This is a genomic window from Leucobacter sp. wl10, from assembly GCF_003569785.1.
Classification (GTDB): domain Bacteria; phylum Actinomycetota; class Actinomycetes; order Actinomycetales; family Microbacteriaceae; genus Leucobacter.
On the sequence record NZ_KZ983989.1, the window covers coordinates 109,540 to 131,466 of the forward strand.

Here is a 21,927-nt window from a genome sequence, read left to right on the forward strand (position 1 = left end):
AAGCTAGCACTCGGGGTCTCCGCTCCCGGCCGCCCCGGAGTCTCAGGCGGCACTCGCTAGGCTGGCACCGTGAAAACTTCGGCCCCTCGCCTCCTCGCGCCGACCGCCGCGGTCGCCGGCGCGGCCCTGCTGCTCACCGCCTGCTCGGGGAGCGTGCCGATGGAGGCGGCCGAGAACGCCGACGACCCCGCGTGCACCGACGTGATCGCGCAGCTGCCCTCGCAGGTGGCCGGCCTGGACCGCCGAGCCACGAGCGCGCGGTCGACCGGCGCGTGGGGCGATCCAGCGGCGGTGCAGCTGCAGTGCGGCGTCGAGCCGAGCGGGCCCACGACCGACCCGTGCCTCACCGTGAACGGCGTCGACTGGGTCGCGGACGAGTCGGCCGCGCCCATCACCCGCTTCGAGGCGTACGGCCGCTCCCCCGGGCTCGCGATCTTCGTCGACTCGAAGCAGGTGAACGGCACCGACGCGATCATCGATCTCGGCCCGATCGCGCAGCTGCTGCCGCAGCAGCGCCAGTGCACGAGCCCCGCTTCTCAGTAGGCGGGCCGCTTCGCGATCGCCAGCTCGACCAGCTCGGTGATGAGCTCCGTGTAGCCGAGGCCCGACTCCTCCCAGAGCCGCGGATACATCGAGATCGGGGTGAAGCCGGGGAGCGTGTTGATCTCGTTGATCACGGGCCCGTCCGCCGTGAGGAAGAAGTCGATGCGCGCGAGACCGGCGCACTGCGTCACCTCGAACGCGTGCACCGCGGCGTCGCGGATCGCTGCGAACTCCGCGCCCGTCACCCTCGCGGGCAGCTCGAGCTCCACGCCCGCGGCTCCCAGGTACTTCGCCTCGAAGTCGTAGAAGTCGCGCCCAGTGAACACGATCTCCCCGATCACCGAGCTCGTGCGCGGCCGATCGTCCCCGCGCCCCTCGAGCACCGCGATCTCGACCTCTCGACCGGTCACGCCCGACTCGATGAGCACCGTGCGATCCTCGGCGAAGGCGACCTCGAGCGCACCGGGGATCCCGGAGGCGTCGATCACCCGGCTCACGCCGACCGACGATCCCGCCCGCGCCGGCTTCACGAACAGGGGGTAGCTCAGCCCCTCGTCGAGCCGCTCCACGAGGTACGGGTCACGCTCCAGCTGCTCGCGCGTCACCGTGCGCCAGGGAGCGACCGGGATCCCGGCTGCGGCGAGCACCGTCTTCACCGCGTGCTTGTCCATGCACAGGGCCGACCCCAGCACGCCGCTGCCCACGTAGGGCAGGTCGACCAGGTCGAGCATGCCCTGCACCGTGCCGTCCTCGCCGTAGGGGCCGTGTAGCATCGGCAGCACCGCGTCGACGTGGCCGAGCGTGCGCAGCGCCCCCGACTCGTCGATCAGCGTGAGCGATCGCGTGGCGACCGAGGCGGGCCACAGCACCCGCGTGCCGTTGTCCCGCACCTCGGGCAGCGAACCCGCCTCGAGCCGGTAGCCGGCGAGATCGTCCTCCCGCATCAGCACGGTCGCGCCCTGCTGGGTGATGCCGACGGGGATCACGTCGAAGCGCGAGCGGTCGATCGCCCGCAGCACGCCCGCGGCGGTGACGCAGCTGATGCCGTGCTCGCTGGATCGGCCCCCGAACAGCAGCACCACGGTGCGCTTCGCAACGGTATTCACTCGAGACTTCCCTTCATGCGGTCGAGCAGTCGGCGCCATCGGCCGGGCCTGCGCCCCGCGAGGCTCAGCTCCGGCCGGGGCACGTCGTCCTCGGTGGCGAGGTGCGGGCCGAGGTCCTTCGGCGCCATGGTACCGTTCAGCACCATCTGCACCTGGGCGACGATCGGCATCACGATGCCGCGCTCCCGGGCGAGCTCGAGCACCGGATGCACCGAGGTGATCCCCTCGGCCACCTGCTGCATCTGCTCCCTCGTCTCCTCCTGCGTGTACCCCTGGCCGATCAGGCGGCCGGCGGTGTTGTTGCGCGAGAGCGGCGACTGGCAGGTGGCGATGAGGTCGCCGAGGCCGGCGAGCCCCGAGAGCGTCGCGGGATCGGCGCCCGACACGACCGCGAACTCGGTCATCTCGGCGAGCCCGCGCGTGATGATGGCGGCCTTCGTGTTCTCGCCGTAGCCGACGCCGTCGACGATGCCGATCGCGAGCGCGATGAGGTTCTTCAGCACGCCGCCGAGCTCGGTGCCCACCACGTCGGTGTTGACGTAGGTGCGGAAGTACGGTGCCGACGCGGCGGTGGCGATCTCCTGGGCAACCCCGAGGTCGAAGCAGGACGCGACGGCGCCCGTCGGCTGCTCCTTCGCGATCTCGAGGGCGATGTTGGGCCCCGAGAGCACGGCGATGCGGGCCGGATCGAGGTCGAGCGTGTCGGCCATGACCTCGGACATGCGCATGGTGGTGGCCTTCTCGACGCCTTTGACGAGGCTCACGAGCACGCTGCGGCGATCGAGATAGGGCTCGATGTCGGCGAGATTCTGCCGCAGGGTCTGGCTGGGCACCGCGAGGAAGACCAGTCGCGCGCCCGTGAGCGCCGCGCCGAGATCGCTCGTCGCCCTGAGCCCCTTGGGCAGGTTGATGCCGGGAAGGTACTCGCTGTTGCGCTTGGCCACCTGGATCTCGTTCGCCACCTCCGGCCGCCGGGCCCACAGGGTCACATCGCACCCCGCGTCGCACAGCACCTTGGCGAAGGTCGTGCCCCAGCTGCCCGAACCGATCACGGCGACCTTGCGCCCGCGGTTGCGCGCGCCGTTGCCGGCGACCACGGGAACGGATCTCGTGCTCAAAAGCGCCCCGTCTCGTTCTGCTGGTGCTTGCCGGGATCCCACCGCTCGGGGGGCGGTTGCTCCCCGCGCAGCTCGGCGAGCAGGGCCGTGATGGCGTCCATCAGCTCGTTCGTCGCCTCCGCGATGACCCGCTGATCCGGGTAGCGCCCGCTGAAGCGGCTGAGGTCGAGCGGCTCGCCCACGGCGACGTGGATGGTCTTGCGGGGGAACGGGTGGATGCGCTTCGCGTAGCGCGGCATCAGCCGCTGCGTGCCCCAGTGGGCCACGGGGATGAGCGGGATCCCGGTCTCGAGCGCCAACCGCACCGCCCCGCTCTTGCCCCGCATGGGCCAGAGCCCCGGATCCCGGGTCAGCGAACCCTCGGGGTACACGATCACCCCGGCCTCGCGCTCGATCAGCGCCCCGGCGGCGCCCATGGGGCTGCCGTTCCGCGCGCGCACCCGCACGGCCCCGTCGCGCTCCACCGGGATCTGGCCCGATGCCCGGAGCAGCCATCCCAGAGCGGGCACCCTGAACAGGCTCGCCTTCGCCATGAAGCGCGGCAGCCGGCCCAGGTGCCACACCGCAGCGCCCATGGCGATCGGGTCGATCTCGCTGTAGTGGTTGGGAGCCAGGATGAACGGCCCCGTCTTCGGCAGGCGCGACTGCGGGGTGAAGCGGTAGCGCACCATGAGCGACCACAGCGGCAGGATCAGCGCGGCCAGCAGCCAGAACACGGAGGGTCGTCGTTTCTCAGCCGAGGGGCGGCTCCGGAGCTTCACCGTGTCAGTCATACCTCACATTATTCCGGAGCGGCCCTCCCGCGGCGGTATGCCGTCCCGGGAGAGCGCCATCGGGTCTCTCAGCTCTCGAAGATGAAGTCGGCGCCGAGCAGCCTGAGCTTCTCGATGAAGTTCTCGTAGCCCCGCGAGATGATGCCGAGATTGGTGACCTTCGACTGCCCCTCCGCGGTCAGCGCCGCGATGAGGTGGCTGAAGCCCCCGCGCAGATCGGGCACCTCGATGTCCGCGCCGGCGAGCGGCGTGGGCCCGGTGATGACGGCGGCCTGCTCGAACTCGCGGCGCTTCACGCGGCGGGCGTCGTCGTGCAGGCCGTCCTTGTACACCGCGATGTCGGCGCCCATGGTGTTGAGCGCGTCGGTGAAGCCGAACCGGTTCTCGTAGACGGTCTCGTGGATCGTCGACACGCCCTGCGCCTGGGTCAGCGCCACGACGAGCGGCTGCTGCCAGTCGGTCATGAAGCCGGGGTGCACGTCGGTCTCGATGGTGACCGGCTTCAGCTCGCCGCCCGGGTGCCAGAAGCGGATGCCGTCGTCGTAGACGTCGAAGTCGCCGCCGACCTTGCGGAAGACGTTGAGGAAGGTCATCATCTCCTCCTGCCGCGCGCCCCCCACGAAGATGTCTCCCCTGGTGGCGAGCGCCGCGGCCGCCCAGCTCGCGGCCTCGTTGCGGTCGAAGATGGCGCGGTGGTCGTAGCCGCGCAGCTCCTGCACGCCCTCGATGAAGATGACGCGGTTAGGCTCGACGGTGATGATGGCGCCCATCTTCTGCAGGATGCAGATGAGATCGATGATCTCGGGCTCGATGGCCGCATTGCGCAGCTCCGTCTGCCCCTCGGCGAGCACGCTCGTGAGCAGCACCTGCTCGGTGGCTCCCACCGAAGGGTACGGCAGCTCGATGTTGGCGCCCTTGAGCCCGTTCGGCGCGGTCAGGCTGATGCCGCTCGGCAGCTTCTCCACGACCGCGCCGAACTTGCGGAGCGCGTCGAGGTGGAAGTCGATGGGGCGATCGCCGATCCTGCACCCGCCGAGATCGGGGATGAACGCCTCGCCGAGGCGGTGCAGCAGCGGCCCGCAGAAGAGGATCGGGATCCGGGAGGACCCGGCGTGTGCGTCGATGTCGGCCTGGTGGGCGACCTCGACGTTCGAGGGGTCGAGCCGCCACTCGCCCGGGTCGTCGCCGCGCGTGATGAGCACGCCGTGCAGGGCGAGGAGGCCGGCGACCACGCGCACGTCCGAGATGTTCGGCACGTTGCGCAGGATGCTGGGCGTCTTGCCGAGCAGCGCCGCGACCATCGCCTTCGTGGCGAGGTTCTTGGCGCCCCGAACCTCGATGCGGCCCGCGAGCGGCCGGCCGCCGTTGACGATGATCTCGTCGGAGGTGAGCCCGACGCGGGCCCCCGCCTTGGCGGCGTCCTTCTTGAGCCCCTGATCGGCCTCGTTCTTGTCGTTCACGCGGCCTCCACCGGGGTCGTCGTCGGCATCCAGCTCGGGCGGCGAGCCTCGAAGTCCGAGATCGCCTGCTCGTTGCGCAGCGTCAGCGAGATGTCGTCGAGACCCTCCAGGAGACGCCAGCGGGTGTAGTCGTCGATCTGGAACGGCACAGTGAGCTCCCCCACCGACACGGTGCGGTCCTCGAGGCTGACGGTCAACCGCACGCCGGGCTCCGCGTCGATGGCCTCCCACAGCCGTTCGACGTCGGCCTCCTCGACCTGCGCGGCCAGCAGCCCCTGCTTGCCGGCGTTGCCGCGGAAGATATCGGCGAAGCGCGGAGAGACGACCACCTTGAAGCCGAAGTCGCGCAGCGCCCACACCGCGTGCTCGCGAGAGGAGCCGGTGCCGAAGTCGGGGCCGGTCACCAGGATACTGGCGCCCTCGTACTCGGGGCGGTTCAGCACGAAGTCCTCGTCCTGGCGCCAGTGGGAGAAGAGCGCGTCGTCGAAGCCGGTCTTGGTGACGCGCTTCAGGAACACGGCCGGGATGATCTGGTCGGTGTCGACGTTCGAGCGCTTCAGCGGCGCGGCGACGCCCGTCACCGTGGCGAACTTGTCCATGCTCAGGCCTCGACCTTCTCGTTCACGGGCATGATGGGGATGCGCCGGCGCGCCGGCGAGGCGGCGTCGGGAGATGCCGGCGGGGCGTCGTGGGTGACGCCCCTCGCGGCGTCCTCCTGCAGGTCCCACGGGCTCGACAGCGTGCCGCGAATGGCCGTGGCCGCCGCCACGAGCGGCGACACGAGGTGCGTGCGGCCGCCCTTGCCCTGGCGCCCCTCGAAGTTGCGATTCGAGGTCGACGCGCACCGCTCGCCCGGCGCCAGCTGATCCGGGTTCATGCCGAGGCACATCGAGCAGCCCGCGAAGCGCCACTCGCCGCCGAACTCCTCGACGATCCGGTCGATGCCCTCGGCCTCGGCCTCGAAGCGCACCCGGGCCGAACCGGGAACCACCATGAGGCGCACGCCGTCGGCCTTCTTCTTGCCCTCGATGATGCTCGCGAAGGTGCGCAGGTCGTCGAGGCGGCTGTTCGTGCAGGATCCCATGAACACCGCGTCGACCGGGATCTCCTTCATGGGAGTGCCCGCCTCGAGATCCATGTACTCCAGCGCCCGCTCGGCGGCGGCGCGCTGATTCGGGTCCTCGATCTCGGCCGGGTTCGGCACGCGGTCGCTGAGCAGCACGCCCTGGCCGGGGTTGGTGCCCCAGGTGACGAACGGCTCGAGCTCGGTCGCGTCGATGAACACCTCCTCGTCGAAGACGGCGCCCTCGTCGGTGGGCAGCGTTCTCCAGTACTCGACGGCCCGGTCCCAGTCCTCGCCCCTGGGCGCGTGCGGCCGGCCCCTCACGTACTCGAAGGTCGTCTTATCCGGCGCGACCATGCCGGCGCGTGCGCCGGCCTCGATCGACATGTTGCAGATCGTCATGCGCCCGTCCATGCTCAGCGAGCGGATCGCCGATCCGCGATACTCGAGCACGTAGCCCTGGCCGCCCCCGGTACCGATCTTCGCGATGACCGCGAGGATGATGTCCTTCGCGGTCACGCCGGGGCGCAACTCGCCCTCGACGTTGATCGCCATCGTCTTGAAGGGCTTGAGCGGCAGGGTCTGCGTCGCCATGACGTGCTCGACCTCGCTCGTTCCGATGCCGAACGCCAGCGCCCCGAACGCGCCGTGCGTGGAGGTGTGGCTGTCGCCGCAGACCACGGTGACGCCCGGCATGGTGAGGCCGAGCTGGGGCCCGACGACGTGCACGATGCCCTGCTCGTCATCGCCGAGCGGGTGCGCCCGCACGCCGAACTCCTCGACGTTGCGGCGCAGCGTCTCGATCTGCAGGCGGCTCGTCGGATCCTCGATCTGCTTGGTGATGTTGATCGTCGGCGTGTTGTGGTCCTCGGTCGCGATCATGAGGTCCACGCGGCGCAGCGGGCGATCCGCCATGCGCAGGCCGTCGAAGGCCTGCGGGCTCGTCACCTCGTGGATCAGGTGCAGATCGATGTAGATGAGGTCGGGCTCACCGTTCTCGCCCCTGACGACCACGTGGTCGTCCCACAGCTTCTCGGCGAGGGTGCGGGGCCGCGTCGCGCGCTCGGCGACGGTCCCGGCAGCGTTCTGATCGCTCATGTGATGGCTTCTCTTCTCAGTCTCTGTGTCGTGGACACGTGTTCTTCAACACCGCGCCGCACGAAAATATTCGATTGCCGGCGCGATGGATCGGCCAAGCGAGAACTCCGCGGCGGGTGACCGATGGGCTAAACCCCGCCGCGGCTGGGAAGAAGCTGCCGCCGCGAACGCATGCGAACGATTCTACCACCCGGCCCGTCACCGGGCCCGCGCGGTCACTCCTCCGCGTTCTCCCGCGCACCGAGGTGCAGACGCTCGCCGCTCGCCTTCGCCTCGCGGCGCATCTTCGCAATGCTCGCGACGGTGGCGACAGCCATGGCCGCGACGATGAATCCGAGCGAGGCCCAGGTGCTGATGGTCGGCACCGGCACGGGCTCGCCGCCGTTGATGAACGGCAGCTCGTTCTCGTGCAGCGCGTTCAGGATCAGCTTCACGCCGATGAAGGCGAGGATCGCGGCGATGCCGTACTTGAGGTAGACCAGCCGGTCGAGCAGGCCGCCCAGCAGGAAGTAGAGCTGGCGCAGCCCCATGAGCGCGAACACGTTGGCCGTGAACACGATGAACGGGCTCCGCGTGATGCCGAAGATGGCGGGGATCGAGTCGAGCGCGAACAGCAGGTCGGTCGTGCCGAGCGACACGAGCACGAGCAGGAACGGAGTCCACATGCGCTTGCCGTCAACCACCGTGCGCAGCTTGCCGCCGTCGTAGTGATCGGTGATCGGCATGACCTTCTTCACCTGGCGGATGATCCAGCTGTCGCCGCCGTGGTCCTCCGCGCCGGGCCGCACCTGCTGCCAGGCGGTCCAGATGAGCCAGGCGCCGAAGATGAAGAAGATCCAGATGAACCGCTCGATGAGGGCGGCGCCCGCCAGGATGAAGATCCCCCGGAAGACCAGGGCGAGCACGATCCCGATCATGAGCGCCCGCTGCTGATAGGCGTGCGGCACCTTGAAGCTCGCGAGGATGAGCACGAACACGAAGAGGTTGTCGATCGAGAGGCTGTACTCCGTGAGCCAACCCGCCAGGAACTCCGTGCCGTACTGCACATCGCCGAGCAGGAAGATGGCTCCCGCGAAGACGAGGGCCAGCAGCACGTAGAAGCCGACCCAGAGGCTCGCCTCGCGCATCGAGGGGATGTGCGGGCGGCGGATGATGAGCAGCAGGTCGACGATGAGGATCGTGACGAGCACGATCATCGATCCGATCTCGAACCAGAGCGGGAGCACAGATGTCACAGAGGTCAACTTTCCTTCGGCCGGCGCGGAATGCGCGAAACGCCGAAGGTCTCTTCCCGGCATCCGCGTTCGCGGTGCCGCACCCGCACCGGCTGCGCGGTGGGCGCGCGGCGTACTGACGACACGGGCGAAGTCGGAATACTCCCCTTCGCGGGCACTACTATACCGGGTGATCGGAGCCCGACGTGCGACCACGGACCGGGAGGGTGGAACCTGTAAGCTGAGCCCGGCGCCCCGACCGGGCCCGCGCGCGAGTGGCGGAATTGGCAGACGCGCTGGATTTAGGTTCCAGTGTCCTCGGACGTGGGGGTTCAAGTCCCCCCTCGCGCACGCGGCGTGCACGCAGTGGGTCCGCGTGCGCGCAACGACGGGCGCGAGCCGGCTCGTCCAGGAGACGTTACGATACTCCGCGCTTCCCACTCGAGCGGTTCACGGGGCACCGGTCGCGTCGAGACGGTCTGCTCGACCTCGGGCTAGGGTGCTGCCTCTCCGAAATCGCGATCGGCCCGCCGGCGAAATCGCCGAACGAACAGCACGAGCGTGGCGCAGACCGCGAGGAGAACTGCTCTGGTGAGAAGTTCCACACCGTAGTTCCCGGTCACGGGAGCAGCGGCTTCGAAGAAGGCGTTGTAGCCGGTGTGGAAACCGACCGCCATCCAAAGGGAGGCAGTGCCGTAGCGCATCGCGATCGTCAAGAAGCCGAGGCCGGTCCCTTGCAGAACGTAGAGAAGTTGCTCACCGAGGCTCTGGGCACTGCTGTGGGAGACGATGTGCATCGAACCAAACGCCAGCGAGGTCGTCGCGATCACAGCGACGGCGCGAAGTCTGCGTGCGAGGAGATTCGACAGATGACCTCGCCACAACAGCTCTTCCGGGAAGGCCTGCCCGAAGAAGATCGTGATGACCGTGATGATCAGCACCGTGTCGAACCGAGGTTGACCCCAGGTCGATGCCCCGGCTGCGACTGCTGTTGCCGCAGAGGCGTAGTTGACGCCGACAGCGAGACCGAACCCCGGGATGAGAAGCCACGCTCGTGACAGCGGGACGAGGCCGAATCCCCTCATCGGGAGCTGTGCGAGCCTGCGCCAGAGCATGATGAGCAGTACGGCGATCACCGTGGTGGTGACGTAGCTGGCGATCTGTAGCGTCGTTCGCAACCCGCCTTCGGCGCGCTCACCGGTGATCCATGCCACGAGGAGATAGAACCCGGCAGAGATCAGCCCACTGCCGAGGATCATGGCGAACATGCTCAACACGACGGTCACGACTCCCGCTACCGGATGGCGGAAGAAGCGGACGGCGGACGTCAAGTCGGCCGAGCCGTACGAAGATGTGGGGGCTACGGGCTGCGCTGGCATAACTCGACGCTAGGTCGGCTGCTCCGCGAAATCCCGTGCCATCGCTCCGGTTCGCGCATGACCAAGGTCATGATTCTCAGAGCGAGGGAGGGTGCCCGCCCTATCCTGAAATGCGTGACCGGAGACACGAGTGCCCAGCGCCCGGTGCTCATGAATGTGGCGTTCTGGTCCGTCTACGGCATGACAGCACTGTCCTCCCTGTGGGGCGCCTTCGCTGCAGGTTTTCCTCTGGAGTGGACGATCCATGCGATCAACATCGTGCTCGTCGGGCTCTTGTGGTTCACGCTGCGATGGGAACCGAATGGCGGCGCGAGGAGCCTTCTTCCCGCGGGAGTGTTTATCGCTGCCTCGTTCTCATTGGGAATCACCGGCTCTTTCGGCGAGCACGCGCTGCTTCCTCTCATCGGGTTCGCCAACCTCGCCTTCATCGCCTCGCTCCGCGCGACGATCGCCGTGGTCGTGTTCCTGGCGGGTGTGCTCGGCGTGAGCTCCTTCATGGTCTTCGACAACAGCGTCGAGACGAGCATCCGCCTTACGCTCACTGTGCTGGGGACTGCAGCGTTCGTCGTGTCGCTGGGTCTCGCGATCCGGCGGGCACGCAAACGTGAGAGCGAAGCGGTAGTTCTCGCTGGGCGGATTCAAGAACTCACGCTGGCAGAGGAACGCGCTCGCATGAGCCGTGAGATCCATGATTCCGTCGGCCACCACCTCACCGTCGTGACGATGAATCTTGAGAACGCCGAGCTTCTCAAGGAGAAAGACCCCGAGGCTGCCTGGGCGCAAATCAGCGATGCGAAGTCCACGGTGAGATCTGCGCTCACAGACACACGGCGGTGGGTGAGATCGCTCAACCCCACCTCCTTGCAACAAGGCATTACGCATGACTCCCTTCGTGCATTCGCCGCGACGCTCGCGGGAGCGGGAGTCACGCTCAACATCGATATCTCAGGTGAGCCGCAACCACTCGACGACGACACACAGCTCATGCTCTACCGGGCGCTCCAAGAAGGCGTGACGAATGCGATCCGGCACGCAGGCGCGACGCTCATCGACGTCGAGCTCCGATACGAGCGGGAGGATGCGCGACTTGTGATCCGAAACGATGGAACAGCGGGGGCAGGTACAGCGGAGGGGTTCGGGTTGATGTCGCTCCGTCAGCGAGTTGCGGAAAAGGGAGGAAGCCTCAGCTTCGACCTTCGAGATGACCCTCAGCTCGAAGCGATCCTCAGCGTCGAGGTTCCGACGCCGAGGCGGTCGGCGCGATGACCATCGGAGTGATGATCGTGGACGACCAATCGATGATCCGCGAAGGCCTCAGGCTCATGCTCCAGCATGCCGAGGGCATCGAACAAGTAGCAGAGGCCGCAGACGGTGTCGAAGCGCTCCGGGTGATCGAACAGTGCGCCGTCGATGTCGCCCTCGTAGATATTCGTATGCCGCGCATGGACGGTCCGACCCTCATCGCTGAGCTCAGGATCGTCTCGCCACGGTCCCGCTGTGTAGTGCTGACGACTTTCGACGATGATGATCTCCTGATGGCTTCGTTGAAGGCGGGCGCGCACGGCTATCTCCTCAAAGATGCGACGCCAGCGGAGCTCGTTGACACGATCAGGCGCGTCCATTCAGGGCAGACCGTTCTCGGGTCAGCCCCGACAGAGGCTCTCATCGCCCTTGCGCAATCAGCCAGATCACCTCGATCGACTCCTCATGAGGCGTTGACTCCTCGCGAGGAAGAGGTGCTTGAACTGCTCATGGCAGGGCTCTCCAACCGAGAGATCGCATCACGACTCTTCCTCAGCACGGGCAGCGTGAAGAACCACGTCACCAACGTGCTTCGCAAGTTCAACCTCCAGACACGGATGAAGCTCCTTGCGGTTCACGCGCACGTATCGCGCAAGTGAAATCATGAGACGGGTCGAGGATGCCGCCCTCCGTCGTTGCGGCCCGCTCGAGCCGACGCGACCAGTTGGGAGCCAGCACTGAATCGGCCCTCCTGCGGCCCGTCTGGATCTACTGCATAATGGGCGGCATGGGGAATCACCGCGGAAGACGTCTCGCAAGAGTGCTGCTCGGTACAGGCCTGATCTTCGCCGGCACCGCCCACCTCACGTTCGCCCGTGAAGAGTTTCAAGCTCAGGTCCCCGACCTCGTTCCGCTCGACCCGGACACCACCGTCGTCGCGTCGGGCATCACGGAGATCACGCTGGGAACCGCCCTCGCCGTCTCGCAGGGAAGACGCGCTCGACGGGTGGGCGCGATCGCAGCGGCCTTTTTCATCGCGATCTTCCCAGGCAACATCTCCCAGTACGTGCACCGCCGTAACGGTTTCGGTTTGGACACTGACCGCAAGCGGCTTGCCCGCTTGTTCTTCCAGCCGGCCCTGGTCGCGCTCGCGCTGTGGTCGACGAGGCGGTGACGACCCGCGGTACCTGAAGCAGGAGCCCGAGCCCGAGCATCTCGGTGGCGCGGAATCCGAGGCTCCACCCGGGCCGACGCGTTCTCACCGGCTGGCACGACCCGACATCCGTCATCCATCGGCAATCCGTCGTTCGCCCGCCGGTTATCCTCACGCCCGAATCCGCTCACCTTCGGCGAGCATCATTTGGGGGTGCTGACACAGAATGTTCTGCGCGACGGGCACGCCCCGGACCTGCCCGTCGCGGGCGACCCGGGGCTCGATACCGCCGGCGTGCCGCTCGAGGTCGACGGCGTCGCATGCGTCTTCGGCGATGAGACGGGACTGCGGCCGACCACGCTGGCGCTGCGGCCCGGCGAGTTCGTCAGCGTGCTCGGCCCCTCGGGGTGCGGCAAATCGACGCTGCTGCGCTGCCTCGCAGGCCTGCAGACCCCGCAGAGCGGCACGATCCGCTTCGGGGAGCGCACCGTGTTCGAGGCGGACAGCGGTGTGGATCTCGCGCCGCGCGCGCGGCGCATCGGCATGGTGTTCCAGGATCTCGCGCTCTGGCCGCACCTCTCCGCCTTCGAGAACGTCGCCTTCCCGCTCCGCGTCGCGAAGCCCGCGATCGATCGCGGTCGCGTCGAGCACCGCGTCACGGAGGCGCTCGAGACGGTGGGGCTCGGGAGCCACGCGGTGAAACTGCCCCACCAGCTCTCCGGCGGTCAGCAGCAGCGAGTGGCCGTCGCGCGCGCGATCGTCGCCCGCCCGGACGTGCTGCTCATGGACGAGCCGTTCTCCGCTCTCGACGCGGCGCTCAAGATCCAGCTGCGCGAGGAGCTGAAGAGCCTCACGCACGCGATCGGGGTGACGACCGTGTTCGTCACCCACGATCAGGAGGAGGCGATGGGGCTGAGCGATCGCATCGCCGTGCTCTTCGACGGCCGCGTGCAGCAGTTCAGCTCGCCGCAGCACCTCTACGAGCGTCCGGCCACCGAGATGGTCGCCGGGTTCATCGGAGCGTTCAACTCGCTGCCCGATCGCCGCGGCGGGGTGCGGCCCGAGGCCGTGACGCTCGCCACGGCGGACGGGGAGCCGGATCCCGCAGCCGACCTGACCTACGCGGGCGTCGTGCGCGCCTGCGACTACCGCGGCGGCTTCTTCCGCATCGCCGCATCGATCCCGGGCGTCGAGAAGCCCTGGATCGTCGATGCCCGGCGGGCCTGCGCACCCGGCAGCCGTGTGCATCTCGGCGTCCGGGTGGCCGACGTGATCGGCTTCGACGGCGCCGATCCCGCACCCTGATCCCGGTCCGGAACGGGGCGCGCCGCTCCTCGGCATGCCCGATCCGTGCCAGACCCACCCACAGAGCAAAGGAACTCCCTGCATGTCCCGCTTCCCCCAGAAGATCATCGCCGCGTTCGGCGCGGCCGCCGCGCTTCTCGCCCTCGTCGGCTGCGGCAGCGCCCAGCCCTCGGCCGCCGAGAGCGCCCCCGAGACCACGAGCTCCGAGCTCGACTGGGTCGCCCCCAAGGGTCTCGAAGGCAGCATCACCTTCTACTCCGCCAACCCGCAGGGCCTCACCGACGCGCTCACCGCCAAGTTCACCGAGCTCACGGGCGTGCAGGTCGAGGTGTTCGCCGGCGAGACCGGCAAGATCACCGCGAAGCTCGACGCCGAGTGGGAGAACCCGCAGGCCGACGTCGTCTACGTCGCTTCCTGGGCCCCGGCCGCGAAGTACGCCGCCGACGACCGCGCTCTCGCCTACGAGCCCTTCGGCGTCTCGACCGTGACCCCGGCTTGGGCGGGCGACGGCTTCACCGGCCGCGACGGATCAGCGCTGGCGCTCGTGGTCAACACGAACGCGGCCCCCTCGATCCCGAGCGACTGGGCGGATCTCACCAAGCCCGAGTTCAAGAACCTCGTGCTCATGCCCGACCCCCGCGAATCCGGCACCGCCCGCGACCTGATCGCGGCGATGGTCGCGGCCTGGGGCGAGGAGCGGACCTGGAAGCTGTTCGACGGCCTCTTCGCCAACGGCATGACCGTGCAGGGCGCGAACGGCCCGGCGCTCGACAGCGTGACCGCGGGCTCGGCCGCGGTCGTCTTCGGCGGCGTCGACTACTCGGCCTACTCGGCGATCGCGAAGGGCGAGTCGCTCCAGGTCGTGCTGCCCGCCTCGGGCACCACGGTCTCGCCACGACCGGTGTTCATCCTCAAGGACTCGAAGAACCCCGAGGCGGCCAAGGCGTTCGTCGACTTCATGTTCTCGAACCAGGGCCAGTCGATCTCGGCGCAGAAGTTCATGATCCCCGCCCAGCCCTCCGTGGCCGTCGCCGACGGCGCCAAGAGCCTCACCGACGTGAAGCAGCTCGACTTCACCTGGGAGGACGTCTCGGCGACCAGCAAGGACGTACTCGCCACGTTCACCTCGCGCTACCTCAGCTGATCCGGCCCCGGCCCGACGCGATGACGACGACCCCGCGCAGGGAGCGGCCTGCGGGCCTCATCGGCCTGCTCGTACTGCTCGTGGTGGGCGCGGGCCTGCCGCTCGTCGCGGTGCTCGTCCGAGCCGTCACGGGGTACGACGGCCAGCCCTCCGCGCTCGGGAAGCTGCTCGGGCCCGACAACCTGCAGGTGGTCGGCAACACCCTCCTCCTCGGCGTGCTGGTGATCCTCTTCAGCACCCTGCTCGCGGCGCCGCTCGCGTTCCTGATGTCGTGGACGCCCATGCGCGAGCACCGCTGGATCGACGTGCTGCTGCTCGTCCCCTTCATGACGCCGCCCTACGTGGCGGCGCTCGCCTGGCTCGATTTCACCCGGGTGAACGGCCTCGCCGAGCAGCTCTTCGGGCCGGCCGGGGCGGCCCTGCGATCCTTCGTCAACACCCCGTACGGCATGGCCGCAATCATGGCCTGCGAGATCTTCCCCTTCCTGTACCTGCTGCTGCGCAACCACCTCGACACCCTCCCGGCCTCGAGCGACGAGATGGCCGGCATCGCGGGGGCCTCCGCCTGGCAGCGCCTCACCCGGATCGTCGCGCCGCTGTCGAGCGGCGCCTACTCGCTCGGCGCGCTCATCGTCTTCATCAAGGCGGCCGGCGAGTTCGGCACACCCGTCACGATCGGCAACCAGATCGGATTCCCCGTGCTGGTCTCGAAGATCTACGCCGACGTGACGATCGACCCCCTCGACTTCCCGAGCGCCGCGGCCTTCTCGAGTATGCTCCTCTCACTCGGGATCGGGGTGTGGGCCATCCAGCAGTGGGTCGGGCGCCGCGCGACCCCGTTCGGGGGCCGGGCGCAGCGCCGCACCACCGTCGGGCTCGGCGCGTGGGGCGCGCTCGGCTGGGCCTGGCTCGGCTTCGCGGCGCTCATCTCGATCGTGGTCCCCTACATCGCCGTCCTGCTCGGTGCGATGACGATCCTGCGCTCCCAGCCGATCTCCCTCGAGAACCTCACCTTCGACTACTTCGCGATGGTGCTGAGGCCGGGCTCGAGCAGCGAGGCCCTCCTGAACAGCCTCGGTCTCGCCTTCGTCGCCGCGACCCTCGCCGTGATCGTCGGCGTCGCCGTCGCGCTCGCCGTCGCCCCGATGAGCTCCGCAGGGAGCGTCACCGGTGGACGCCGCTTCCGCGGGCTGCGCCGCCTCATCGACATGCTCGCGGTCGCCCCGGACACCGTGCCCGCCATCGTGCTCGCGATCGGCTTCATCTTCCTCTGGAACTCGCCCTGGCTGCCCGTGACCCCCTACAACACGCGCTGGATGCTGATCATCGCCTACGCGGTGGTGTTCCTGCCGATGGTGGTGCAGAACATCAAGGCGGTGCGGCTCGGGATCGACGACCGGCTCCTCGAGGCGGCCTACGCATCGGGGGCGACGGCGGCCCAGCGGTTCCGTCGGATCCTGCTGCCCCTGCTCGTGCCGGGCATCGTCTCGGGCTGGCTGCTGGCGTTCCTCGTCGGCCTGCGCGAGGTCGTCGTGTCGTCGCTCGTGCGGCCCTCCTCCACGAACCTGCTCTCGCCCTGGATCATGGGCGCCTTCGACCAGGGGCGCCGCGCGGAGGCGATGGCCATGACGGTGATCGGCGTGCTCAGCTCGACCGTCGTGCTCATCGTCGTCGAGGTGTGGCGCCAGCGGCAGGCGCGGAAGCGGGGAGCCTGATGCGCATCGCCCACCTCTCCGACCTGCATCTCGGCGCCCGGTCCCACGGAGCCGAGCCCGACCCGGCCGCGGGGCCCCTGCTCGTGGAGGTGCTCACCCGGCGCGTGCTGGCGGGCGCGGGCGACGGGGCGCCCTACGACGGGGCGCTCATCGCCGGCGACGTCTTCGAACGCGCTCGTCCGGACGAGCGCGTGATCCGCTCGTTCGAGGCGATGCTCGAGGTCTGGCACGAGGCGGGGATCCCGGTGGCCGTCATCGCGGGCAACCACGACGCCGAGTCCGGCTGCCTCCCCGAGCTCCGGCTCCCCCCGTCGGCGCGACTGCTCGGCCTCGTGGGACCCGAGACGCACGTCTGGGCGGAGAGCGGCGTCGCCGTGCACGGCGAGTCGATCGGCCGACGCGACGAGACGCGCAACCTGGCGCTCGGCTATCCCGATCCGGTGCCGGGACTCGTCAACATCGGCCTGCTCCACACGAGCCTGGACGGCGCCCGCAGCAAGCGGGTCTGCGCACCGGTCGCGATCGACCGGCTCGAGGTCCGCGGCTACGACTACTGGGCGCTCGGGCACGTGCACGAGCGGATGACGCTCGGGGCCTCGGGGCGGATCGCCTACAGCGGCAGCCCGGCCGGCCGGGCGGGCGAGGAGAGCCGGCCGCGCGGCTATCTGGAGGTCGTGTTCGACCGTTCGGAGCCCGGACCCGCGCGGGTCGCGCTCACCGGGGTGGACCTCCAGCCTGTGGGCGAGCCGGCGGCGATGGCGCGAACGGCGGCCCGGCCGAGTCGCTAGGCGTTCATCAGCCACAGCATCGCGCCCATGCCCGCTGCCATGAGCGCGTGGCTCGCCGAGTGCCGCCGGTGGCCGCGTGCCGCTGCGAGCCGGTACAGCCACCACAGCGCGCAGGCAGCGCAGAGGGCGATGAAGAGCAGGTTGACCGCCTCCGCCCACGCGGGCGTCGCGCCGGGCCCTCCCTCGCCGCCGCCGCCGTGGTGCGCGGTACCGCCGGCGCCGGATCCGCCCGCCGCGCCCGCGCCCGCCATGAGCAGCGGCATCGCCGCGAGCATCCAGATCATCGCGGCGCTCAGCAGGATGTGCCCGGAGAGGTCGGCGCGCCGTGCCGCGCCGTGCGCGCGCGGGATGCCCAGCGCGAGTGCGAGCGCGAGAATGGCGAAGAGCGCGATCTGCGTCCAGGTGACCGCATCCAGGACGGCCACCCACAGCATGAGGATCATCGCGGCGCTCATCACGCCGTGGGCGATGCCGATCAGCTCCTCGTCGCCGATCCCATCGCCTCGCGCGGAACGGGCGCCACGACGGGCCGCGAGGTCGGCGAGGCACGCGAGCCCGGTGCAGACGAAGACGGCGGTCAGGACGAGATCCCAAGGAGATGCGAGCACGGGACGATTCTATTACTACAATATGTAGAGATAATTCGCCTCGGCTTGAAAGGGCTCCCCATGACCACCGCCAGAACCGGCGCCCCAGCCGACGCCTCGACCGGCCCCGAAGCGCCGCGAACCCCGCCGAGGCGCCGCAAGACGAACTGGTACGGTGCGCTCTGGCGCTGGCACTTCTACGGCTCCGTCCTCGTCATCCCGGTGCTGTTCGTACTCGCGGTGACCGGCATGACCTACATGTTCCGCGCCGAGGTCGACGCGTTCACCTACCCCGGCGTCCTCACCGTGAACGTTCCCGAGGGCGGTGAGCGGCAGGCGCTCTCCGCGCAGGAGGGGGCGGTCAAGGAGGCCTTCCCCGACAGGCCGATCCTCTCGGTCGTCGACCAGCGGGGCGACCGGGCGACCGTGTTCGTCACGGCTCTGGAGGACGGCAGCAGCGTCAACGTCTACGTCGACCCCTACACGTCCACCGTGACCGGCGAGCTCAGACCCGACCAGCTCATCTCCGACTGGGCCGAGCGGATCCACGGCGATCTCCTCCTCGGCGAGGAGGGCGTCGGCGACCGCATCGTCGAACTCGGGGCGAGCTGGGCGATCGTGCTGACCATCACGGGGCTCATCATCTTCTTCCTCGGACGACGGCCGCGCAGGACCGCGCGCGCCAAGGGCATCAGGGGCGCGCGGCTGCGCGGCTGGCACGCGATCGCGGGGCTGCCGGTGGGGCTCGGCATCCTGCTGCTCGTCGTGTCCGGACTGCCGTGGACCGGCGTCTGGGGCTCGGTCGCCCAGCAGCTCGCCACCGGCAACGGAGCCTCGTTGTGGGCCGACGATCCGGGCGGGAAGTCGACCATCGGCGAGCTCATCGAGCGCACGAACGGGAGCAGCGCCGAGGCCGGGTGGGCGATCGGAGGCGGCCCGCTCGGCAGCAGCGAGGCCGGCGGCGCATCGCGGATCTCGATCGACGACGCCGTCGCCGTCGCCCGGGCCCAGGGCGCGCCGGAGCCCTACTCGGTCATCTACCCCGACGGCGAGACGGGCGTCTTCAGCGTCATGTCCAGCCAGTGGAACGACAACGGCAACCCCGCAGAATCCGAGGTGAGCCTCGAACGGACCGTCCACGTCGACCAGTACAGCGGAAAGGTCGTCGGCGAATACGGCTACGACGACTACAGTGTCGCCGCGCAGGTCGTCTCCCAGGGCATCGCGGTCCACGAGGGGCGACGCCTCGGCACGATCAACACGGTGCTCTCGACGCTGTTCTGCCTCGCGGTCATCTTCATGTGCGTGTCCGCTCCCATCATGTGGTGGACCAGGCGGGGCACGGCGTCGGGAATGGCGGCGCCGCGAGCCAAGCTGCCGGTCTGGGGCAGCCGGCTGCTCCTGGTCGCGCTCGTGGCGCTCGGGATCTTCCTCCCGCTGTTCGGCCTGTCGCTCCTCGTGATCCTCGCCCTCGATCAGTTCCTGATCCGGAGGATCCCGAGGATGAGGAAGTTCTTCGGAAGCGCCTGAGGGATCCGCGGCCCGGGATCGCTAGCCCGGGGCGCGATCCTCGGCCGCCGCCCTGAACGCCGCCGCCCGCTCCTCGTAGTCCGCGAACTCGTCGAAGCTGGGCGCGCCGGGAGAGAGCAGGATCACCTCTCCCTCGACCGCGCCCGAGCGCGCACGCTCGAGCGCATCGGCGAAGTTCCGGGCCGACTCCATCCGGGGCACCCGGCCTTCGGCCTCGGAGATCAGCCGCGCGCCGGCCGGCCCCGTGCCGATCACCCGCACAGGGAACGCCTCGCCCCGGTCCGCGAGGAAGTCGACGAGCGGCGCGAACGGCAGCCCGCGCTCGGCCCCGCCCGCGATCAGGGTGACGCGCGCCTCGGCGTACGCCGTGAGCGCCGCGACGACGGCCTGCGGAGCCGTGGCGAGGCTGTCGTCCACCCAGACGCGGCCGTCGCGCGAGGGGATCGCCTCGAGCCGGTGCCGCAGCGGCGCGAAACCGCGCACGGCCTCGAGCGCGCGGACGCGCTCCTCGTCGGGCATGCCGGTGAACGCGTGCACGGCGGCGAGCGCGAGCGCGGCGTTGGCGAGGTTGTGGGCGCCGCGCAGGCCGAGCTCGGCGGCGAGGAGCTCGCCCGCGCCCTCCCAGGCGAGGCGGTCGCCGCGCGCGCGGATCCCGAGCTCGCCCGGGGTGAGGACGCGCGTGCCCGCGGCCGCCCGCTCCGTCGCGAGCGCGAAGAGCTCGTGCTCGCGCGACGGGACGACGACGACCTCGGGGCCGTGGGCGACGAGGTTGAGCTTGTCGGCGACGTAGCGCTCGTAGCCGCCGTGCCAGGGCAGGTGCTCGGGATACAGCGAGGTCAGCACGGCGACGCGCGGCGACACCGTCAGGTCGGCCGCCTGGTAGCTCGACACCTCCGTCACCGCGACCTGCACTTCGGGATCGAGGTCGCCCGCCACCGCAACGCCCACGTTGCCGGCGAGCGTCGCGCGGTAGCCCAGGGCGTCGAGCACGTGGCGCACGAGCGTCGAGGTGGTGCTCTTGCCCTTGGTGCCGGTCACCGCGATCACGCGCTCCGCGTTGTCGTTCAGCCACAGGTCCATGAGCGAGGTCAGCCGCGCGCCGCGCGCCGCCAGGCGCACGAAATCGGGCGAGGTGCGCGGGATCCCCGGCGACTTCACGACGACCTCGGCCGCGAGCAGCCGCTCGAGCGCCGCATCGCCGTCGACGACGTCCCGGAGGTCGCCCGGCACGGCGCCGCCGCCCGTCACCGCGATGGTGGCGGTGACGCCGCGCCGCGCCAGCTCGGCGCGGGCCGCGCGGCCCTCCCGGCCGGCGCCCCAGATCACCACGTCCCTGCCGACCAGCTCGTCAAATCTCACGGGCCACCGCCTCCAGACGCGGCGACAGGAAGTGCTCGCCCGCGTGCCAGCCGAAGACGGCCTCCCGCTCGGCCCCGGCGGCCGTCACCGCGGCGATCTCGGGCCGGTCGAGGAACGGATGCCCGCGCCAGTCGTCGCGCTCCCGCACGAGCGACAGCGCGACCCGGCACTCGTCGGGCTCCCCCACGCACTCGAAGGGCTTCACGAGCCCCTCGACGCCGAGCAGCTCGAGAAAGCCGGTCAGCTGCCCCTCGTCGGCGAACAGGTCGCGGCCGCCGAAGATCTCGAGCAGGGCGCCGCGGCTCAGGAACGGCGCGAGCATCAGGAAGATGAAGCGGCACTTGGGGCAGTCGCCGCACCACGACGGCGAGGCCGGCTCGTGGATGCGGAACGCCCGGTTGCAGCTCGTGAACAGCGGGTGGTAGTCGGTGAGCGTCGCGAAGCGGCGCGCGATCCGGATCTCGTTGACCGGCCGCAGCAGCGACACGTAGTCGGGGGCGCCGGCCGGCAGGGAGGCGCGCAGCAGCCGCTCGAACTCGATGCTCTTCGACCACTGGTGGTTGATCACGCGGCCGGCCCACTCGAAGTTTCCGTACGACGAGCCGGCCTCGTTGCTGAACACCACCCCGTCGTAGCCGAGCCCGAGCGCCGTGAGCACGGCGACGAGCGAGTTGACCGCGGTCACCGGGACGTGCCCGTTGGGGGCACCGGCGGCGTTGAGCTCGAAGAGCTCGGGATCGATCCTGCGCCGCGCCTCGTGCAGCGGCAGGCCCGCCGCCTCGGCCGTGCGCGCCATGGGCGGCTGCGTGTTCACCGCGAAGAGCCCCGCCTCGAGGCCCGCGCCCCGCAGCGACTCGATCGACACAATGGAGTCCTTGCCGCCGCCGACGGCGACGAGCAGGCGACGGGGCTCCGAGGGCGTCGCGGGCACGGCCGGCGCGGAGGGGGTCAGCCGCGGGGCCCGCACCTCGGTCGACAGCACCTCCGGCATGCCGTTGACGAAGGCGAACTCGCCCATGCCGCCCGCGATGAGCGCGGTGACGAACGCGCGCTCGGCGTCGGTCAGCCCGCCCGGCACCGCGAGCGCCGTGGGCGCGAAGGCCTTGAAGTAGCTGAGCGACGCCGCGAGCGACAGCAGCCGCAGCACGGCGTCGCGCACCGTGGCGGGCACGTGGTCGAGGGGCGCGGGCAGCTCGATCGTCTCGGTGAACTCGGCCACGGCTCCGGCGCCGGATCGCGCCGTGTAGCGCAGCCGCACGGTCGCGCCGTCGAGTTGCGGTTCAGTGCATTCGAAGTGCGTGACCTGCGCGGACGAGGGGGGTGACGCTGATGCCATGATCGATCATCCTA

The 21,927-nt window shown here is 69.7% G+C and carries 20 protein-coding genes and 1 tRNA gene; 10 read left to right on the forward strand and 11 right to left on the reverse strand.

The genetic code is table 11. The features are described from left to right. The first annotated feature begins 69 nt into the window (after nt 1-69). The gene (locus tag D1J51_RS04285) at nt 70-543 is read left to right on the forward strand and encodes a DUF3515 family protein (RefSeq protein WP_240422890.1); all 474 of its coding nucleotides are present in this window, start codon (nt 70-72) and stop codon (nt 541-543) included. Here the strand turns inward: D1J51_RS04285 and D1J51_RS04290 are convergent. The 7 genes from D1J51_RS04290 to D1J51_RS04320 all read right to left on the reverse strand — a co-directional run bounded on the left by D1J51_RS04290 (nt 537) and on the right by D1J51_RS04320 (nt 8,396). Beyond that, a complete protein-coding gene (locus D1J51_RS04290) occupies nt 537-1,688 on the reverse strand; it encodes a D-alanine--D-alanine ligase family protein (protein WP_119073953.1) in 1,152 nt (383 codons plus the stop codon). The genes D1J51_RS04285 and D1J51_RS04290 overlap by 7 nt on opposite strands. Then, nucleotides 1,646-2,767, reverse strand: a complete 1,122-nt coding sequence (locus D1J51_RS04295; RefSeq protein ID WP_240422894.1) for an NAD(P)H-dependent glycerol-3-phosphate dehydrogenase — start codon at nt 2,765-2,767, stop codon at nt 1,646-1,648. Before D1J51_RS04295 ends, D1J51_RS04290 begins: the two co-directional genes overlap by 43 nt. Beyond that, nucleotides 2,764-3,540 (reverse strand): lysophospholipid acyltransferase family protein, encoded by a 777-nt coding sequence (locus tag D1J51_RS04300; protein WP_205547706.1) that lies wholly within the window; start codon nt 3,538-3,540, stop codon nt 2,764-2,766. The genes D1J51_RS04295 and D1J51_RS04300 overlap by 4 nt, the downstream gene beginning before the upstream one ends. Nucleotides 3,541-3,608: 68 nt before the next feature. Then, nucleotides 3,609-4,916: a UDP-N-acetylglucosamine 1-carboxyvinyltransferase gene (gene murA, locus D1J51_RS04305; protein WP_240422928.1), complete on the reverse strand. Its 1,308-nt coding sequence runs from the start codon at nt 4,914-4,916 to the stop codon at nt 3,609-3,611. Nucleotides 4,917-4,996: 80 nt separating this feature from the next. Further along, nucleotides 4,997-5,599, reverse strand: a complete 603-nt coding sequence (leuD, locus tag D1J51_RS04310; RefSeq protein ID WP_119073956.1) for a 3-isopropylmalate dehydratase small subunit — start codon at nt 5,597-5,599, stop codon at nt 4,997-4,999. Nucleotides 5,600-5,601: 2 nt separating this feature from the next. Next, entirely contained in the window at nt 5,602-7,161 is a 1,560-nt protein-coding gene (gene leuC / locus D1J51_RS04315) for a 3-isopropylmalate dehydratase large subunit (protein WP_119073957.1), read from the reverse strand. 215 nt (nt 7,162-7,376) lie between these two features. Continuing rightward, a complete protein-coding gene (locus D1J51_RS04320; protein ID WP_205547707.1) occupies nt 7,377-8,396 on the reverse strand; it encodes a TerC family protein in 1,020 nt (339 codons plus the stop codon). A gap of 248 nt (nt 8,397-8,644) precedes the next feature. On the opposite strand from D1J51_RS04320, the gene D1J51_RS04325 reads away from it, so the two are divergent. Further along, nucleotides 8,645-8,726 (forward strand) — tRNA-Leu (locus tag D1J51_RS04325). A gap of 143 nt (nt 8,727-8,869) precedes the next feature. Here the strand turns inward: D1J51_RS04325 and D1J51_RS04330 are convergent. Next, nucleotides 8,870-9,661 (reverse strand): CPBP family intramembrane glutamic endopeptidase, encoded by a 792-nt coding sequence (locus D1J51_RS04330; protein WP_162903657.1) that lies wholly within the window; start codon nt 9,659-9,661, stop codon nt 8,870-8,872. A gap of 150 nt (nt 9,662-9,811) precedes the next feature. On the opposite strand from D1J51_RS04330, the gene D1J51_RS04335 reads away from it, so the two are divergent. From D1J51_RS04335 to D1J51_RS04365, 7 genes are all read left to right on the forward strand, one after another. Further along, complete coding sequence (locus tag D1J51_RS04335) at nt 9,812-11,020, forward strand: sensor histidine kinase (RefSeq protein WP_162903658.1); 1,209 nt, start codon at nt 9,812-9,814, stop codon at nt 11,018-11,020. Next, complete coding sequence (locus tag D1J51_RS04340) at nt 11,017-11,655, forward strand: response regulator (RefSeq protein WP_119073960.1); 639 nt, start codon at nt 11,017-11,019, stop codon at nt 11,653-11,655. Before D1J51_RS04335 ends, D1J51_RS04340 begins: the two co-directional genes overlap by 4 nt. A gap of 119 nt (nt 11,656-11,774) precedes the next feature. Next, the gene (locus tag D1J51_RS04345) at nt 11,775-12,170 is read left to right on the forward strand and encodes a DoxX family protein (protein ID WP_119074081.1); all 396 of its coding nucleotides are present in this window, start codon (nt 11,775-11,777) and stop codon (nt 12,168-12,170) included. 192 nt (nt 12,171-12,362) lie between these two features. Then, nucleotides 12,363-13,454, forward strand: coding sequence for an ABC transporter ATP-binding protein (locus tag D1J51_RS04350; RefSeq protein ID WP_205547710.1), 1,092 nt, complete (start codon nt 12,363-12,365; stop codon nt 13,452-13,454). A gap of 82 nt (nt 13,455-13,536) precedes the next feature. After that, on the forward strand, nt 13,537-14,598 hold the full coding sequence (locus tag D1J51_RS04355; protein ID WP_119073961.1) for an extracellular solute-binding protein: 1,062 nt from the start codon (nt 13,537-13,539) through the stop codon (nt 14,596-14,598). A gap of 20 nt (nt 14,599-14,618) precedes the next feature. Beyond that, a complete protein-coding gene (locus D1J51_RS04360) occupies nt 14,619-16,313 on the forward strand; it encodes an ABC transporter permease (RefSeq protein WP_119073962.1) in 1,695 nt (564 codons plus the stop codon). After that, the gene (locus D1J51_RS04365) at nt 16,313-17,101 is read left to right on the forward strand and encodes a metallophosphoesterase family protein (protein WP_119073963.1); all 789 of its coding nucleotides are present in this window, start codon (nt 16,313-16,315) and stop codon (nt 17,099-17,101) included. The genes D1J51_RS04360 and D1J51_RS04365 overlap by 1 nt, the downstream gene beginning before the upstream one ends. Here D1J51_RS04365 and D1J51_RS04370 read toward each other — a convergent pair. Further along, nucleotides 17,098-17,709 (reverse strand): DUF5134 domain-containing protein, encoded by a 612-nt coding sequence (locus D1J51_RS04370; RefSeq protein WP_119073964.1) that lies wholly within the window; start codon nt 17,707-17,709, stop codon nt 17,098-17,100. The two genes, D1J51_RS04365 and D1J51_RS04370, sit on opposite strands and share 4 nt — an antisense overlap. 60 nt (nt 17,710-17,769) lie before the next feature. On the opposite strand from D1J51_RS04370, the gene D1J51_RS04375 reads away from it, so the two are divergent. Further along, on the forward strand, nt 17,770-19,218 hold the full coding sequence (locus D1J51_RS04375; RefSeq protein WP_119073965.1) for a PepSY-associated TM helix domain-containing protein: 1,449 nt from the start codon (nt 17,770-17,772) through the stop codon (nt 19,216-19,218). Nucleotides 19,219-19,239: 21 nt separating this feature from the next. Here D1J51_RS04375 and murD read toward each other — a convergent pair whose 3' ends face one another. Continuing rightward, the gene (murD, locus tag D1J51_RS04380; protein WP_119073966.1) at nt 19,240-20,577 is read right to left on the reverse strand and encodes a UDP-N-acetylmuramoyl-L-alanine--D-glutamate ligase; all 1,338 of its coding nucleotides are present in this window, start codon (nt 20,575-20,577) and stop codon (nt 19,240-19,242) included. Beyond that, nucleotides 20,567-21,913, reverse strand: coding sequence for a MurL-like N-terminal domain-containing (locus D1J51_RS04385; RefSeq protein WP_119073967.1), 1,347 nt, complete (start codon nt 21,911-21,913; stop codon nt 20,567-20,569). Before D1J51_RS04385 ends, murD begins: the two co-directional genes overlap by 11 nt. Nucleotides 21,914-21,927 lie beyond the last annotated feature (14 nt).

Excerpts from the sequence above, each read along its gene's own strand:
- D1J51_RS04290 (WP_119073953.1), bottom strand. The coding sequence starts at position 1,688 with ATGGCGCCGACTGCTCGACCGCATGAAGGGAAGTCTCGAGTGAATACC.
- D1J51_RS04300 (WP_205547706.1), bottom strand. The coding sequence starts at position 3,540 with ATGACTGACACGGTGAAGCTCCGGAGCCGCCCCTCGGCTGAGAAACGA.
- leuD (WP_119073956.1), bottom strand. The coding sequence starts at position 5,599 with ATGGACAAGTTCGCCACGGTGACGGGCGTCGCCGCGCCGCTGAAGCGC.
- leuC (WP_119073957.1), bottom strand. The coding sequence starts at position 7,161 with ATGAGCGATCAGAACGCTGCCGGGACCGTCGCCGAGCGCGCGACGCGG.
- D1J51_RS04335 (WP_162903658.1), top strand. The coding sequence starts at position 9,812 with ATGACCAAGGTCATGATTCTCAGAGCGAGGGAGGGTGCCCGCCCTATC.
- D1J51_RS04340 (WP_119073960.1), top strand. The coding sequence starts at position 11,017 with ATGACCATCGGAGTGATGATCGTGGACGACCAATCGATGATCCGCGAA.
- D1J51_RS04345 (WP_119074081.1), top strand. The coding sequence starts at position 11,775 with ATGGGCGGCATGGGGAATCACCGCGGAAGACGTCTCGCAAGAGTGCTG.
- D1J51_RS04355 (WP_119073961.1), top strand. The coding sequence starts at position 13,537 with ATGTCCCGCTTCCCCCAGAAGATCATCGCCGCGTTCGGCGCGGCCGCC.
- D1J51_RS04360 (WP_119073962.1), top strand. The coding sequence starts at position 14,619 with ATGACGACGACCCCGCGCAGGGAGCGGCCTGCGGGCCTCATCGGCCTG.
- D1J51_RS04365 (WP_119073963.1), top strand. The coding sequence starts at position 16,313 with ATGCGCATCGCCCACCTCTCCGACCTGCATCTCGGCGCCCGGTCCCAC.
- D1J51_RS04375 (WP_119073965.1), top strand. The coding sequence starts at position 17,770 with ATGACCACCGCCAGAACCGGCGCCCCAGCCGACGCCTCGACCGGCCCC.
- D1J51_RS04385 (WP_119073967.1), bottom strand. The coding sequence starts at position 21,913 with ATGGCATCAGCGTCACCCCCCTCGTCCGCGCAGGTCACGCACTTCGAA.